The following is a 16,114-nucleotide window of genomic DNA, read 5'->3' on the forward strand; positions in this document are numbered from 1 at the left end:
CTATATCATGTTTATTCTTTTTATTTTATTAAATTGCCGAAGCTTTTAAGTATCTTCAGACCTGTCTCGCCGCTCTTTTCCGGATGGAACTGTGCGCCGTAGACGTACTTTCCGTTGTACACCAGTGCCGGAACACGTCCGCCGTATTCGCTGTATGCGGCGATATTGCTGTCATCGCAGTCAGCCTTGTAGGAGTGAACGAAGTAAACATACTCGTTGTCGCCTATATTTTCAAGAAGCGGACAGTCGTTGAGCTTTTCCAGCTTGTTCCAGCCCATGTGAGGGATTATAAGGTCCGGTTCTTCCATTTTTATTACAGAACCGCCGATAAGTCCGAGACCGTCAGTCTCCTCAAACTCATAGCCCTTCTCGAAGATGAGCTGCATTCCGAGACAGATACCAAGGAACGGCTTTCTTGCAGCTTCTTCCTTTATGGTGTCGATAAGTCCCGTAGCTTCGAGCTTTTTCATAGCCGCAGGGAATGCACCCACTCCCGGAAGTATAACTGCATCTGCGGACTTTACCGACTCTGCATCCGAAACGAGACTGCTTTCCAGTCCCAGGTGGTCCAGTGCGTTTTTAACGCTGAAAATATTTCCTGCGCCGTAATCGATTATCGCTATCATCAGAGAACTCCTTTCGTTGAAAGAGTTGAACCGTCCGAATTAAGGGTAACTGCGGTTTTCAGTGCGTGAGCGACTGCCTTGTATACCGCCTCTGCCTTGTGGTGATCGTTTGAACCGTAAAGCAGGTTGATATGCAGTGTCATGCCCGAATTAAAGGCAAATGCACGAAAAAACTCCTCAGTCATGCAGAGATCATACTGTCCGCAGGACTGGTTGGTGAATTCGCAGTTGAATACAAGAAACGGACGGTTGCTGAGGTCCAGACTTGCCATAGCAAGCGACTCATCCATAGGGATGTAGGCTGTGCCGTAGCGTACAATGCCCGACTTTGCCCCGAGTGCCTGACCTAAAGCCTGTCCCAGGGCGATACCTGTGTCCTCGATAGTGTGGTGACAGTCAACGTAAAGGTCACCCTTCACCTTGATAGTCATACTGATGCCGCTGTGTACGGAAAGAGCTGTTAGCATATGGTCAAAGAAGCCTATGCCTGTGTCAATGTCAGCTCTGCCCTTGCCGTCTATGTCAACTTTTGCCGAAATATCTGTCTCTTTGGTAGTGCGGACTACTTCTCCGAATCTCTTCATATCAATCATTGAGTATTTCCTCCAGCGCCTTGAACAAACTGTCCATCTGTTCTCTTGTACCGATAGTAATGCGGAGATATTCGCTTATTCTCGGCTTGTTCCAGAACCTTACGAATATCTTTCGCTTTTTGAGTTCAGTGAAAATATACTCTGCGGACTTCTTATCAGATCTTGCGAAAATGAAATTGCTCTTTGAGTCGCCGAAGCTGAATCCCAGTTCGCTGAGACGCTTCTTCGAGTATTCTCTTGTTTCGATTATATCATTTATAGTCCTGCGGAAGTATTCGTCGTCCCTTACAGCCGCCGCACCAAGCTCCTGTGTGAGCCAGTTCATGGTGTATGAGTTGAAGGAGAACTTCACGTCATTAAGGTACTGTATCAGCTTCTTGCTTCCCATTGCATAACCGATGCGAATTCCTGCCATTGAGCGTGATTTTGAGAAGGTCTGTATAACAAGCAGGTTATCGTACTTGTCTATAAGCGGAAGACAGCTTTTGCAGCCGAAATCCACATAAGCCTCATCTATCATGACAACTACATCGGGATTCGCCTTAAGCACTTCCTCTATCATTTCGAGACTCTCCTCAATACCTGTGGGAGCATTCGGATTCGGGAAGATTATACCGCCGTTACCGCCCATGTAGTCCTTCGGATCGATAGTAAAATCGTCCCTCAGAGGTTTGGTCTCATATGGTATACGGTGGAGTTCAGCCCACACATCGTAAAACGAGTAGGTTATATCAGGGAAGAATATCGGCTTATCCGAGTTGAAAAATGTCATGAAAGCCATTGACAGTACATCGTCCGAACCTACTCCCACGAAGATCTGATCCTCGGGGACGCTGTAATGTGCTGAAAGCTCCTTTACAAGCACCTTAGCCTCTGTATCAGGGTAAAGTCTGAGCTTTGCTGTATCGAAGTCCCTTAAAGCCGCTTCAACCATAGGTGAAGGCGGATAGGGATTCTCATTTGTATTAAGCTTGATAACTCCGCTTTCCTTAGGCTGTTCGCCCGGAACATAGGGTACTACCCTGCGGACATTATCCTCCCATTTATTCATGGAACTCATATTTATCGCTCCTTAATGTAGATTTCAGTGCTGAGGCGGAAAAACGTTACCGCCGGTGAGTGACATTATGCACAGGGAAATAATTACTATGAGCATCAGTATTGCAAGTATCGTATCGAATATCATGACTACCTTGTATATCCATTCGATATTCTGGTGCTCTTCGGACCACTCCTCGCGTTTCAGGGCATAGACGATCAGTGCTGCCTGAAAAAGAATGAAAAGGATGTAAAATAAGCCGTTTGTGACACTCGGCAGTGCGATCAGTATAAGTAACGCAGGCACTGCATAAGGTATCAGCTTTTTGATGAAAGCTTTTTTATCGTCCTTCATATCAGTCCTCGAATCTTACCTTTATAGCATTAGCGTGTGCTGTAAGTCCCTCTCTTTCGGCAATTAGAACGATATCGTCCTTAGCCTGACGGAGAGCATCTTCTGTGTAGTATGTGTAGCTTGTACGCTTTGTGAAGCTTGCTACGCCAAGAGGTGAGAAGAAACGTGCAGTGCCGCTTGTAGGAAGAACGTGGTTAGGACCTGCAAAGTAGTCACCGAGAGGCTCGGAAGCATAGTGTCCCAGGAAGATCGATCCTGCATTGTCCAGTGAACCAAGAAGCTCGAATGGATTCTCCATAAGTACCTCAAGGTGCTCGGGAGCGATCTTATTCGCAAGTTCTACGCACTTTTCACGGCTGTCTGCAATGATTATCACACCGAAATCGTTAAGCGACTTCTCGATTATTTCCTTACGTGAGAGATACTCCTTCTGACGGTCTATCTCCTTAAGTGTAGCGTCTGCAAGCTTCTCGCTTGTTGTTACCATAATAGCGGATGCAAGTACGTCGTGCTCAGCCTGTGACATAAGGTCGGCTGCTGCGAACTTCGGCTCTGCTGTATCGTCGGCAATTACAAGTATCTCACTTGGTCCTGCTATCATGTCAATGTCAACTACTCCGTAAAGCAGCTTCTTTGCAGTTGCAACGTAGATATTTCCCGGACCTACTATCTTGTCGCACTTCGGTATCTCATCAGTACCGTAAGCAAGTGCAGCAATAGCCTGTGCGCCGCCTGCCATGAACACTCTGTCCACTCCGCAGATAGCCGCTGCTACGAGTATATCCTTGTTTGGAGTTCCGTCCTTAAGAGGAGGAGTTACCATTATTATCTCTTTAACTCCTGCTATCTTTGCAGGGATAGCATTCATAAGTACGCTTGAAGGATATGCTGCCGTACCGCCCGGTACGTAAAGACCAACTCTTTCAAGACCTCTTACACGCTGACCGAGGATAACTCCGTTGTCCTTAGCGTTGATGAAGCCCTGTTCCTTCTGTCTGTTGTGGAAATCAGCTATATTCTCCTGAGCGTTAAGGAGTGCGTTTATGAACTCGGGATCAGCATCAGTCATTGCATCGTTGATGACATCACGGGGAACTTCGTAATACTTAGGAAGGTTGCCGTCGAACTTAAGTGTATAGTTCTTAACAGCCTCGTCACCGTTCTCCTTTACATCCTCGATGATAGCTGAAACTGTCTCGGTAACACGCTTGTTTGTCTCGCCTGCGCGCTTGCTGAGTTCATTAAGGAATGCTATTTCATCTTTACCGTTTGCATATATCTTCTTCATTACAGATTCTCCTCTATCAGCTTAATAAGTTTCTCTATCTCTGCCTGACGCATTTTCAGGCTTACTGTATTTACTATCAGTCTTGCGGAGATAGGTGCTACATCCTCGATAACTTCAAGTCCGTTCTCTTTGAGCGTAGTACCAGTCTCAACGATATCAACTATACCGTCAGCCAGTTCAAGAAGCGGTGCAAGCTCAACAGAACCCTCTATCTTGATTATCTCTGTATCCATGCCCTTCTTCTCAAAGAAGCTTCTTGCAACGTTCGGATACTTTGTCGCAATTGTCTTGATGCCGTATCCGCTGTAGAAATCGTAACCCTTCTTGGTAGCAAGAGCAAATTTACAGCGTCCGAAACCGAGGTCCACAAGCTCGAAGAACTTGCCCTTCATCTCCATAATGGTATCCTTGCCGACTACGCCCATATCGCACACGCCGTGCTCAACGTATGTTATAACGTCGTTTGCCTTTGCAAGTACAACCTCAAGGTTAGCATCTGGTACGGGAAGTATAAGCTTTCTGCCCTTTTCACGTACTGCTGTACAGTCGAAGCCGAGCTTTTCGAGAAGTCCGACAGTATCCTTTTCAAGTCTGCCCTTTGTAAGAGCTATTCTAATAGGTTTGCTCATGCTTCTTCCTCCTCGTTTTCACCGTCTATAACTACTACCTTGCCTATCTTTCTTTCCTTTGCGTACTCTCTTACGGATTCAAGATCGTCAAAGAGTGCCATTTCAACTACCTCGCCCTGTTCACGAAGCTCCTGAGCAGTTCTCAGTGCCTCTACCTCGCATCCGCTCTCTGCGAATACTATTGCATCGGGAGAAGGTACAGCAGGGAAAATACCGCTCTTTTCAACTACCTTGCAAATTGCGTTTACGTTTACTGCGAAGCCGATAGCAGGGATGTCATAGCCGAATTCAGATATGAGCTTATCATATCTTCCGCCTGAGATGACTTCGTCACCGTGTCCCTCAAGGTAGCCCTTTATAATGAGACCTGTATAGTAGTCGGTCTTGTTTACGAGTCCAAGATCAACGGTAATATTGCCGTCATTGCCGCAAAGCTCTGCTGCATCCTCGTATATCTCACGAAGCTCGTCAAGAAGTCGCTTGATATTCTCATCAGGCATGAGTTCCTCAGCCTTCTCGAATACCTCTGCACCGCCGAAAAGTGCAGGGAGCTTCTTAAGGGCATCAGTTATATGGTTAGAACCGAATGTGTCAAGAAGGTCATTGAGTGCAGGGAAGTTCTTGTTCTCGATGAGCTTGCGGATGCGCTCCTTTTCCTTGTCTGTGGCTTCAAGACGTCCCACAAGCTCCTTGAAAATACCGATATGTCCGATCTCAAGGGAGAACTCCATACCTAAAGCCTTCATGGAGTCTACGGCTGTTGAAATTACTTCAAGGTCAGCTATCTTAAGCTGTGAACCGATAAGTTCGATACCTGTCTGTACTATCTCGTCGCTTCTGCCTTTGAGTGCAGGCTCTGTACGGTATACGGTCTGGTCATAGCAGAGCTTAAGAGGAAGTACTGCATCACGGAGTCTTGTTGCAACTACTCTTGCAATAGGCATTGTTGAATCAGGACGCATTACAAGGAGACGTCCCTTGCTGTCTGTGAGCTTGTAGAGGTTCTCCTGTGGGAAGTAACGTGAATTAAGGTTGAACACGTCATAGAATTCAAGTCCCGGAGTTATCATTTCGCTGTATCCGCGGCTTTTAAAGAGTTCAAGAAGTGTATTTTCAATTTTTCTCCTGATGATACACTCTCCGAAAAGGAGATCTTTAGTACCCTCGGGAGTTATAAGATCATAATTTCTCATATTCATCCTCCTGTAAGAACGATATATTTACGCAAACACTTTAGTCTGCTAACATGATAATATGATAACATATTACCATAAAAAAGTCAAGTCAAAAGAACGACATCTGTGAAGATTCGGGTAAATCACCGAATGCTCCTATGGTTTTCAACATATCAATTGTTGTTTTTGACGCTCCGCTTATCTGCTGGAACTCCTCTATTGATATGAATCCGCCCTTCTGTGCCGCCTCGTATATGCCCTGTGCGGCGTTGTCACCTACTCCCGGCATCGCCGAGAAAGGTATCCTGAGTTTGCCGTCCTCGGGGAGATAGTCCACTGCATGGGATTTAAACAGGTCTATTGGCAGGAACTCGTATCCTCTCGACAGCATCTCATTGGTGATAAGAAGGATATCGTAAAGGTCGTTTTCCTTCTTGGAGCGGTCGTTTCCAAGCTCACGAAGCTCCTCGATACGCGCTCTTACTGCGCCTATACCCTTTACAGCCAGCTCCGCATCGAAGTCCTCACCACGTACAGAGAAGTAAGTGGAGTAGTATTCCAGCGGTTTATGAAGCTTGAACCAGCCCAGCTTGATTGCAGCGATAACGTATGCGGCAGCATGAGCCTTCGGGAACATGTACTTTATCTTAAGACAGCTGTCGACGTACCACTGCGGTACATTATGGTCAAGAAGCATCTGTATTATCTCGGGAGTGAACTGCTTCGGCGCTTTTCCCTTACGTGTCCACTCCATTATCTGGAACGCCATTTTCGGCTCAACACCCTTGTAAAGCAGATATGTCATGATAGAGTCACGGGTACCGATAACCTCTGAAATAGTGCATACACCCTGGTCGATAAGATCCTTTGCGTTGCCCAGCCAAACGTCTGTACCGTGGGAAAGTCCCGAAATCTGCAGGAAGTCGCTGAATTTGGTCGGCTTAGCGTCCAGAAGCATCTGTATTGTGAATCCGGTACCCATTTCAGGGATACCCAGTGAACCTGTCTTGCAGTATATCTCCTCAGGAGTAACTCCCAGTACATCGCAGTTGGTACACATACGGATAACATCAGGATCAGATGTGGGAACATCCTTTATCTTAATTCCTGTAAGGTCCTCAAGGTGCTTATAGAGTGTAGGCACCACATGTCCCAGCTCGTCCAGCTTAAGTATAGTATCGTGGAGGGAATTGAAGTCGAAGTGGGTTGTTATTACCTCAGAATCAGGCGAATCCGCAGGGTGCTGAACGGGAGTGAAATCGTAAACCTCGTAGTCCGAAGGCACAACGACCATTCCTCCGGGGTGCTGACCTGTTGTACGCTTGATACCAGTGCATCCGATAGCAAGTCGGTTCATTTCGGCATTATTGAGCGTTATGCCGTTTTCCTCGCAGTACTTCTTTACATAGCCGTAAGCGGTCTTGTCAGCAACGGCGGAGATAGTACCCGCCTTGAAAACGTTCGCCTTACCGAATAGCTGTTCTGTATAGCGGTGAGCCCAGAACTGGTACTCGCCCGAGAAGTTAAGGTCGATATCAGGCGCTTTGTCGCCATCGAAGCCAAGGAAGGTCTCGAACGGGATATCGTGACCGTCACGGAGCATCTCAGTTCCGCACTTTGGACACTTCTTAGGCGGAAGGTCAAAGCCTGAGCCGTATTTACCGTCCAGCAGGAACTCGCTGTACTTGCACTCGTGATTCGGACAGATGTAGTGGGGAGGAAGCGGATTAACCTCGGAGATTCCTGCCATAGAAGCTACGAAGGATGAACCGACCGAGCCTCGTGAACCTACAAGGTAGCCGTTATCCACCGAGTTCCACACGAGCTTCTGTGCGATGATATAAAGAACCGAGAATCCGTGCTTTATAATAGAGCCAAGCTCTCTGTCAAGGCGCTTCTCTACCAGCTCGGGGAGCGGATCTCCGTATATCTCGTGCGCCTTATCGTGGGTTATTTTTACAAGCTCTTCCTCAGCTCCGTCGATAGTCGGAGTAAAGGTGCCCTTCGGGATAGGTCTTACTATCTCTATCATATCTGCAATGGCATTAGTATTAGTTATTACAACTTCCTTTGCCTTGTCCTCTCCGAGATATGCGAACTCTTTCATCATCTCCTCGGTAGTGCGCAGATAGAGCGGAGCCTGATTTTCGGCATCCTTGAATCCCATTGTGGTAAGGATTATCTTACGGTAAATAGCATCCTTGGGATCAATGAAATGTACGTCGCAGGTAGCACATACGGGAATGTTGAGTCTCTCTCCCAGTTCGATTATGTACCTGTTATAGTTTCTCAGATCCTCGTCATCCTTTGCAACGCCGTCACGTACCATGAACTCGTTGTTGCAGATAGGCTGTATCTCCAGATAGTCGTAGAACTTGGCGAGGTTCTCGATATACTCGGTGGGACGCTTTGCAACTATCGCCTGGAATAGTTCTCCTGCTTCGCAGGCACTTCCGTAGATAAGTCCCTCACGGCGCTCAACCAGCACCGACTTCGGTATAAGCGGCTTTTTATAGAAGTAATCCAGGTTACTGTAGGATACAAGACGATAAAGGTTTTTAAGTCCTGCCTGATTTCTTACGAGGATTATCTGGTGGTAGGACTTGAGCTTCTTTACGTCTATCTCCCCTACCAGTTCGTTTATCTGATTGAGATTGGTAAAGCCTCTGTCACTTTTCAGCCTTCCTACCAGCTCTATGTATATCTTCGCAAGCATGAGTGCATCATCGGATGCACGGTGGTGGTCGAACTTTCCGAGCTTAAGGTTCTTGGCTACAAGATTCAGCTTATGTCTTCCCATTTCAGGGAGCATAGCCTGACACATTATCAATGTATCAAGCCAGTTATAGCTGAAATCTATCTCCTGTCTCTTACACGCCTCGTTTATCATAGTTGTATCGAAGCTTGCATTGTGCGCAATGAGTATCGGAGAATCTCCGCAGAACTCCATGAACATGCGGATAGCTTCCCCCTCTTCGGGAGCATTTGCAACGTCCGCATCGCTTATTCCCGTAAGCTCTGTGATATGCTCGGAGATATGCATTTTCGGATTGACCTTTGTATTGAAGCTGTCCACTACCTGAAGGTTCTTCAGCTTGACCGCACCTATCTCCGTAAGCCTGTCATTTGCGAAGCTGAGACCTGTTGTTTCTACGTCGAATACTATAACTTCCTCGTCGAAGCCTCTGTCGTCAGGCTCTTTAAGTATCATTTCACGGTCGATATCGTTGACTACATAAGCCTCCATACCGTATATGACCTTGAAGTTCTTTGGCATATTGTACATACAGTCGGGAAATGCCTGTACGCATCCGTGGTCTGTAATAGCAATTGCCTGATGTCCCCAGTCAGCGGCACGGGTTATCATGGTAACGGGATCGGTAACAGCGTCCATTGCGGACATGTTGGTGTGACAGTGAAGCTCTACACGCTTTTCGGGGTAGTTGTCCATTTTGGGTATTCTCTTTACCTTGATGAGCGACATTGGACTGATGGTAATATCATGTGCGAAATTATCATAGTCTATTTTGCCGTTAACAAGGATAGTTGCGCCCTTCTTGATGCCCGAATACTTAGATACCTCATCCTCGTCACTTGTCTTTGCAAACAGCTTCACAAGGAGTGAACCGCTGTAATCTGTGATGCTGTAGGTTATAACGGTCTTGTCATTTCTCAGTTCTTTAACTTCAACGGCGAAAACGTCACCTATAACAACTGTTTTCTGTCCCAGCATCTGTACAGCATCGGAAATTGCCGACGGCTTTTCACGTATTGCCTTGCCCTTGATTATCTCAGCGGACTCTGCGTCAAACTCCGTATTCAGTGAACCGATATCAACTGCCTTTGTAGGTACGGAAGCAGCCGCCTCCTCACGCTTCAGCTCCTCGGGAGTCTTTTCGGGAATGAGCTGATTGCTGTAATCAGGCATATCCGCCATTATATCCTCTACCATCTGCTCGAATTCAGTTGATGAAAGTGGTTCGCCGCCTTCCAGTCTAACCTTTACGCTTACTCCGAACTGATTGTATATCATCTGGGAAAGCTTTGTACAGAAATCATAGCGTTCAAGAATGTCCCTTCCGCCGTGTTTCAGTGAGATCTCCATTTCGCCTTCCTTTATCCTTATTTCGGAATCGTCAAGAAAACCGTTGACCACCGATACCTGACGCTTCAGCAATTTCAGAAGAGCTTCACAGCAGGAAAGTCCGAAGGCCTCAGCAGGATAGCGCGGATGAAGTCTTATATTATCCACCTGCAGAGTAGTCTCCATGAGCTTTTCAAAAGAAAAGATGTCCTCTGCGGGTATAACCGCAGGGAACAATGCAAAAAACGCAATATTCTTAAGGTCGTTGGAATACGTGATCTTATAGACCTCACCGCTTCTTACCGCTTCGGGAAGCTCGGAGGTATATTCTTTAAGAAATTCTGCAATATTTATATTCATCTCTTACAGCTTGTCCACCTCTGCAAGGAGCTCGCGGACAATGTCCTCCTCTTTAATCTTGCGCTGTGTGCCGTCTTTCTTGAAAATAACTGCACAGCCGTCGCCGCCTGCGATTCCGACATCAGCTTCTCTTGCTTCTCCGGGACCGTTGACTATACATCCCATTACCGCAACGGTTATGGATTTTTCCGAGTCCTTAAGAGCTTCCTCGACCTTCTTCGCTGTACCGATAAGGTCGATACGTGTTCTTCCGCAGGTGGGACATGATACGATCTTTACGCCCTGACGCTTTCCGATGCATTTGAGTATGTCCTTTGCAGCTTCTATCTCCTTCACAGGATCATCCGTAAGTGAAACACGTATAGTCTCGCCGATGCCGTCACAGAGAAGCGAACCGATACCAACTGCCGACTTGATAAGTCCCATACGCTCCGTGCCCGCCTCGGTAACGCCGAGATGCAGAGGATAACTGCACTTCTCAGCCGCAAGTCTGTAAGAAGCTATCATTCGGTTTACGTCTGAGGATTTGATAGAGATAACGATATCGTTGAAATCAAATCTTTCAAGAAGTGCTGCGTGTCCCATTGCGCTTTCCACAAGTGCCTCAGGAGTCGGTGAGCCGTACTTTGCAAGGAGCTCCTTTTCAAGTGAACCTGAGTTCACACCTATACGGATAGGGATATTGCGTGAACGGCAGGCATCTGCTACTGCCTTTACTCTGTCCATGCTTCCGATGTTTCCCGGGTTTATCCTTATCTTGTCAACTCCTGCGGCAGCGGCTTCCAGTGCAAGCTTATAATCGAAATGTATGTCAGCTACAAGAGGGATGCTTACAGCCTCCTTGATAGCAGGGATGAGCTTTACAGCCTCCTTATTAGGGATAGCAGCACGGATTATCTCGCATCCTGCCTTTTCAAGTTCAACAGCCTGCTTTACGCTTCCTTCGATATCATCCGAACGAGCGTTGAGCATGGACTGTATGTATATATGTTCTCCGTCAAGGACACAGTCCCCGACTTTTACAGGTCTTACGTTTCTCATTTTTTAACTTCCTTTCTGTCTTTCAGGATAGGTTTACAGTGTAAGCTTCATACCGTCCGAAGAAACGGCAACTCCTTCAAATATGGTTTTCAGCTCATCGGTGAACTTCTCGGGTTCCTTTTCGGCAGGACTATAGTGAGTGAGCCACAGACGCTTGGCATTCGCCTTTTTTGCCAGTTCACAGGCATCCTGCATCAGCATATGGCCCTTTTCCTCCATGGACTGCTTTTTCTCCTTATCGCCGTACATTCCTTCGCAGATAAATAGGTCGGCATTTGCTGCGAACTCAACTATGCTGTCAAGCGGTCTTGTATCGGTGGTATAGGTAATCTTCAGCGGTCCGCGCTGTTCACCTGTTACCTGTGCCTGAGTTATCTCACGTCCGTCCTCCAGAACAACTGTCTCACCTGCATGAAGAAGCTTCCACTGCTGTACGGGTACTCCGAGAGCCTTTGCCTTCTGCGGATCAAACACGGGTTTACGGCTGAATTCAAGGCTGTAACCGATACATTCGGTACTGTGCTGAAGCGGCAGCGTATTTACGGTAAGCATGGGATCTATTCTTTCGATGCGGAAGCTCTCCGGCTTATCAGACGAAAGAGTATTCAGCCTGACTTCATAAGGCAGATATCCGCACACGGACATCAGCGACTTTACCGCTTCCACACAGCTTTCGGGAAGATATATGTCCAGTGGTTCGGTGCGTGAACAGTTGCCGATAGAAAGAAGAAGTCCGGGAAGTCCAGTAACATGATCGGCGTGGTCATGGGTAATGAGCAATGCTTCTATGCGGCTCATTTTCAGTCCGTGGACTCCCATTGCTACCTGAGTTCCCTCTCCGCAATCTATGAGCAGAGCCTTACCGTTCTGCTCGACGTACAGGCTTGTGAGGAAGCGGTCCTTAAGGGGCAGCATACCGCCTGTACCAAGTAAACAAATGTCAGCCATTTCAGCCTCCTGTGATAAGTCTTACGATGTCATTGTATGTCGCAAATATCATTATTCCGAACAGAAGTATCATTCCTGCAAGGTGGACATATCCCTCGTGCTCGGGTTTGACGGGTTTGCGGCGGATAAGCTCGATAAGGCAGAAGAGAAGACGTCCGCCGTCGAGTCCGGGGATGGGGAGAAGATTGAATATGCCGACGTTTATTGTGATGAGAGCAGCCATATATATAAGGTTGAAAATAGCGTCCTCAGTGGACTCGCTCTCCTGAGTGGACTCGTTTATTGCGGTAACTACACCGACAGGTCCCGAAACATCCTCTTTCTTGGCCTTGCCTGTGAGTATCTGTTTCAGAGACATTCCAACAATGTGTCCCATAGACTTGAAGATGTCACTTGCACAGCCTGTAACCGTCAGCGGATTCTTGTCTTTGGTGACAAGTCCGAAATCAAGAGTCTCTCCTGTCTGGTCATCGTGGAAAACAACGCCGTCAAGGGTAACTCTTTTGCCGTCGCGCTTTACAACAACCTCATGGACATCTCTGTCGGTTGTGGCAAACATGTAGTTAAGGTCCAGTATACTGTATATGGCAGTTCCGTCCATTTTTACTATCTTATCGCCGTGACGGAGTCCGGTTTCGTAACTCTGAGCGTAGTAGGTAACAGTATCGTCATCGTTGCGGACTCCGCTGAATCCCTTTATTACGGTAGTAGGAACAGCATCGAACATCGAAGACATTACAAGTAGAAGCAGAAATCCAAGTACGAAGTTCATGAAAGCGCCTGCCGCAAGTACGATCACTCTTTTCCACAGTTTTGCGTTGCGGAAGCCTCTTTCATCGTCTGTCTGAGCGTCCTCGCCCTCCATAGCGCAATAGCCTCCAACGGGAAGTGCGCGGAGAGAATACATAGTTTCGCCCTTTTTCTTCTGGATTATCTTCGGTCCCATTCCTATTGCAAATTCAAGAACTCTTATTCCGCTTAATTTTGCGCAGATAAAGTGTCCGAACTCGTGGACTGTGACGATAAGTCCGAATATGATAAGAGCTATCACAATACTCATATTCAATTATCCTTTCATTGAAAAAATGTTCAGCCGTCTGCACCGAATGTGTCAGATCAGCTTTCTGACGTACTCTCTTGCTATCTTATCCGAGATGATAACGTCATCGTAACTCTCTATCTCGGAGAATGCGAATTTGTCAAGTACCGATGAGACTATCTCACCTATCTGTATAAAGCTTATCTCGTCGTTGAGGAAGGCTTTTACCGCTTCTTCGTTAGCCGAGTTGATAAGGCAGGGGTAAGCTCCGCCGCGTTTTATCGCCTCTATTGCAGCACCAAGACACTTGAAGGTCTCTATATCGGGCTTACCGAAGGTGAGAGTGCCGTAATCGGTGAGAGAGAGTGGCTTTGTGGGACACCTCATGCGGTCGGGGTAGAGCAGAGCGTACTGTATCGGTATTTTCATATCGGGTACGCCAAGCTGTGCGATTATTGAATAGTCGTTGTACTCGACTGCCGAGTGTACAACGCTCTGACGGTGGACTACTATCTCTATCTGTTCGGGTTCAAGACCGAAAAGCCACTTTGCTTCGATAAATTCAAGTCCCTTGTTCATGAGCGTAGCAGAATCGATAGTTATCTTGTTGCCCATATCCCAGTTGGGGTGCTTGAGAGCGTCCGCCTTTGTAACTCCTTTAAGCTGTTCATAGCTGTAGCCGTAGAAAGGTCCGCCTGATGCAGTGAGTATGACCTTGTGGAGCTGTTCTCTGTCATTACCCTGCAAACACTGGAATATAGCCGAGTGTTCACTGTCAACGGGATAGATATTAACTCCCTTTTCCTCTGCAAGGGACATTACCAGCGAACCGCCTGCAACAAGTGTCTCCTTGTTTGCAAGGGCAACATCCTTACCTGCCTTGATAGCAGTGAGAGTCGGAAGGAGTCCGACCATGCCGACTACGGAATTGAGCACGATATCGTTCTCTTCAAGAGCAGCTATCTTGCAGAGTCCCTCCATTCCGCAGAGAACAGTAACAGCTGTATCTGCAAGACGCTCTTTCAGCTCGGCGTACTTATCCTCGCTGAAAACTGCCACGTACTGCGGAGAATACTTTCTTGCCTGCTTTTCCAGCATATCGATACTGCTGTGAGCCGCAAGGGCAACGATATCCATATGGTGCTTTTCGCAGACTTCAAGAGCCTGAGTACCGATAGAACCAGTTGAACCGAGTATGGAAACTTTCTTATTCATAATCATTATTCCCCTTTACATAAGGATATTCATTATATCCGATTAAATGCGAAAGGGACTAACACGATGTCCTTGCACGTTTAGTCTCCTTTCAAAAATATTTATGTTTCATCCTATATTGAATGCCGAGATAAATGCGTAGAAGGTCGGAAGGACAAAAAGTACGCTGTCAAAGCGGTCCATAAGTCCGCCGTGACCGGGCATTATCTTTCCGTAGTCCTTGAATCCTATCTGACGCTTTACCATTGATGCGGAAAGGTCTCCCACAGTACCAATAACAGCGCAGACTGCTCCCGTAACGAAGGCAAATAATGCATTGCCGACCGTAAAGCCGTCATGTACCGAAAAGGCAACAGCGTAGACTATCCCCGTAGTGAGGATTCCGCCGACAAGTCCCTCAACGGTCTTTTTGGGGCTTATTTCGGGGCAGAGCTTGTGTTTGCCCAGTGCAACACCAGAGAAATATGCACCCGTATCAGCTATCCACGCTCCGCAGAGTCCCATAACGAGGTAGAAAAGTCCGCTCATTCTTTCGATGCGAACCATAGTCGTCATGGCATTGGGAACGAGTACCATTACAGCAAGCACGAAGAATACCTGTTCGTAGCGTATCTCTTTGTGCTTTTTCAGCCATGTTATAAAGATAACAAATGCACACAACAGCGTTACCCCAAAGGCACAGGTACTATAAGTGTGACAAGTCTGCCATGCCAGAAACTCATATTTCGGTATGACATTGTTGCCATCATATTCTATCTTAGTAAGAACGCCGTAAATGATCGGTATAGCAATACTGCAAGCCTCTGCCGCAAGAAGTACAGGCACACACTTGTGGAGCTTCACTGCACGGAGAAGCTCGAACAGCATAACGGCGATTATAGCCGCAACTGCTATAGGCAGAACTATAGTGTCATGGAAGTATAAAACCGCGGAAAGGAGCAGTACTCCGACTGCTCCCGATATGATACGTGTACGCATCAGACACCTCCGAAGCGGCGGTTTCTCTTTGCGTATTCTGCAAGAGCCTTATCAAGCTCGTCAGGAGTGAAATCAGGCCACAGAACATCTGTATAGTAAAACTCCGCATAAGCGCACTGCCAGATAAGGAAATTCGAAATTCTCTGCTCGCCGCTGGGACGGATAAGCAGATCCACATCAGGATATCCTGCTGTGTAGAGATTGTCGGATATGGACTGCTCGGTAATGTCCTCGGGCTTTATCTCGCCCTTAGCAGCCTTATCCGCAAGTATCTTTGCGGCGTGCGTTATTTCGTCACGTCCGCCATAGTTGACTGCCATAAGTATAGTCATCTCATCGTATTGCGCAGAATCAGCTTCGAGTTTTTCCATCTTCTCACGGATATCGTCAGCAAAGGCAGATTTATCTCCGAGGAATACCATACGTGTATTCTCGCTGAGGAAATTCCTAACATCTGCCAGATAGTCACGGAAAAGCTCCATGAGAGCACCGACCTCGTCAGCCGAACGCTTCCAGTTTTCAGTGGAGAAAGCATAGAAGCTGATAGTCTTTAGTCCGATATCCTTGCAGTGACGTACTATTGTCCTGAAATTCTTTGCACCTTCCCTGTGTCCTAATGAACGAGGAAGTCCGCGCTTCTTAGCCCATCTGCCGTTGCCGTCCATAATGAAGCCGACATGATCCGGGAGCTTATCGGGAAGGATTATCTCTTCTTTATCTTTTTTTCCAAATAATGCCATATCTC

At 47.1% G+C, this 16,114-nt stretch carries 14 protein-coding genes; all 14 read right to left on the reverse strand.

All coding sequences use genetic code 11. The annotated features are described in order from the left end of the window. Positions 1-20 precede the first annotated feature (20 nt). Positions 21-626 (reverse strand): imidazole glycerol phosphate synthase subunit HisH, encoded by a 606-nt coding sequence (gene hisH, locus BT127_RS07165; RefSeq protein WP_075424347.1) that lies wholly within the window; start codon positions 624-626, stop codon positions 21-23. Next, the gene (gene hisB / locus BT127_RS07170; RefSeq protein WP_075424413.1) at positions 626-1,210 is read right to left on the reverse strand and encodes an imidazoleglycerol-phosphate dehydratase HisB; all 585 of its coding nucleotides are present in this window, start codon (positions 1,208-1,210) and stop codon (positions 626-628) included. The genes hisH and hisB overlap by 1 nt, the downstream gene beginning before the upstream one ends. 1 nt (position 1,211) lies before the next feature. Further along, the gene (gene hisC / locus BT127_RS07175; protein ID WP_075424414.1) at positions 1,212-2,270 is read right to left on the reverse strand and encodes a histidinol-phosphate transaminase; all 1,059 of its coding nucleotides are present in this window, start codon (positions 2,268-2,270) and stop codon (positions 1,212-1,214) included. Between the two features lie 33 nt (positions 2,271-2,303). Beyond that, positions 2,304-2,612: a hypothetical protein gene (locus tag BT127_RS07180; RefSeq protein ID WP_075424348.1), complete on the reverse strand. Its 309-nt coding sequence runs from the start codon at positions 2,610-2,612 to the stop codon at positions 2,304-2,306. A 1-nt stretch (position 2,613) separates the two neighbouring features. Beyond that, positions 2,614-3,900: a histidinol dehydrogenase gene (hisD, locus tag BT127_RS07185; RefSeq protein ID WP_075424349.1), complete on the reverse strand. Its 1,287-nt coding sequence runs from the start codon at positions 3,898-3,900 to the stop codon at positions 2,614-2,616. After that, positions 3,900-4,529 carry an ATP phosphoribosyltransferase gene (hisG, locus tag BT127_RS07190; RefSeq protein ID WP_075424350.1) on the reverse strand — a complete coding sequence of 210 codons (630 nt, stop codon included), beginning with the start codon at positions 4,527-4,529 and terminating at the stop codon, positions 3,900-3,902. The genes hisD and hisG overlap by 1 nt, the downstream gene beginning before the upstream one ends. Then, complete coding sequence (gene hisZ / locus BT127_RS07195) at positions 4,526-5,722, reverse strand: ATP phosphoribosyltransferase regulatory subunit (protein ID WP_075424351.1); 1,197 nt, start codon at positions 5,720-5,722, stop codon at positions 4,526-4,528. The genes hisG and hisZ overlap by 4 nt, the downstream gene beginning before the upstream one ends. Positions 5,723-5,813: 91 nt before the next feature. Continuing rightward, positions 5,814-10,148, reverse strand: coding sequence for a PolC-type DNA polymerase III (locus tag BT127_RS07200; RefSeq protein ID WP_139275463.1), 4,335 nt, complete (start codon positions 10,146-10,148; stop codon positions 5,814-5,816). A 3-nt stretch (positions 10,149-10,151) separates the two neighbouring features. Further along, on the reverse strand, positions 10,152-11,189 hold the full coding sequence (ispG, locus tag BT127_RS07205; protein WP_075424352.1) for a flavodoxin-dependent (E)-4-hydroxy-3-methylbut-2-enyl-diphosphate synthase: 1,038 nt from the start codon (positions 11,187-11,189) through the stop codon (positions 10,152-10,154). Positions 11,190-11,222: 33 nt separating this feature from the next. Further along, positions 11,223-12,137: a ribonuclease Z gene (locus BT127_RS07210; protein ID WP_075424353.1), complete on the reverse strand. Its 915-nt coding sequence runs from the start codon at positions 12,135-12,137 to the stop codon at positions 11,223-11,225. A 1-nt stretch (position 12,138) separates the two neighbouring features. Then, on the reverse strand, positions 12,139-13,197 hold the full coding sequence (locus BT127_RS07215) for a M50 family metallopeptidase (protein ID WP_075424354.1): 1,059 nt from the start codon (positions 13,195-13,197) through the stop codon (positions 12,139-12,141). Positions 13,198-13,248: 51 nt separating this feature from the next. After that, complete coding sequence (locus BT127_RS07220) at positions 13,249-14,391, reverse strand: 1-deoxy-D-xylulose-5-phosphate reductoisomerase (protein WP_075424355.1); 1,143 nt, start codon at positions 14,389-14,391, stop codon at positions 13,249-13,251. 108 nt (positions 14,392-14,499) lie between these two features. Further along, positions 14,500-15,369, reverse strand: a complete 870-nt coding sequence (locus BT127_RS07225; RefSeq protein WP_075424356.1) for a phosphatidate cytidylyltransferase — start codon at positions 15,367-15,369, stop codon at positions 14,500-14,502. After that, positions 15,369-16,109, reverse strand: a complete 741-nt coding sequence (gene uppS, locus BT127_RS07230) for a polyprenyl diphosphate synthase (protein WP_075424357.1) — start codon at positions 16,107-16,109, stop codon at positions 15,369-15,371. The genes BT127_RS07225 and uppS overlap by 1 nt, the downstream gene beginning before the upstream one ends. Positions 16,110-16,114 lie beyond the last annotated feature (5 nt).

The sequence above is a fragment of the Ruminococcus sp. XPD3002 genome, assembly GCA_900119535.1.
GTDB lineage: Bacteria > Bacillota > Clostridia > Oscillospirales > Ruminococcaceae > Ruminococcus > Ruminococcus flavefaciens_H.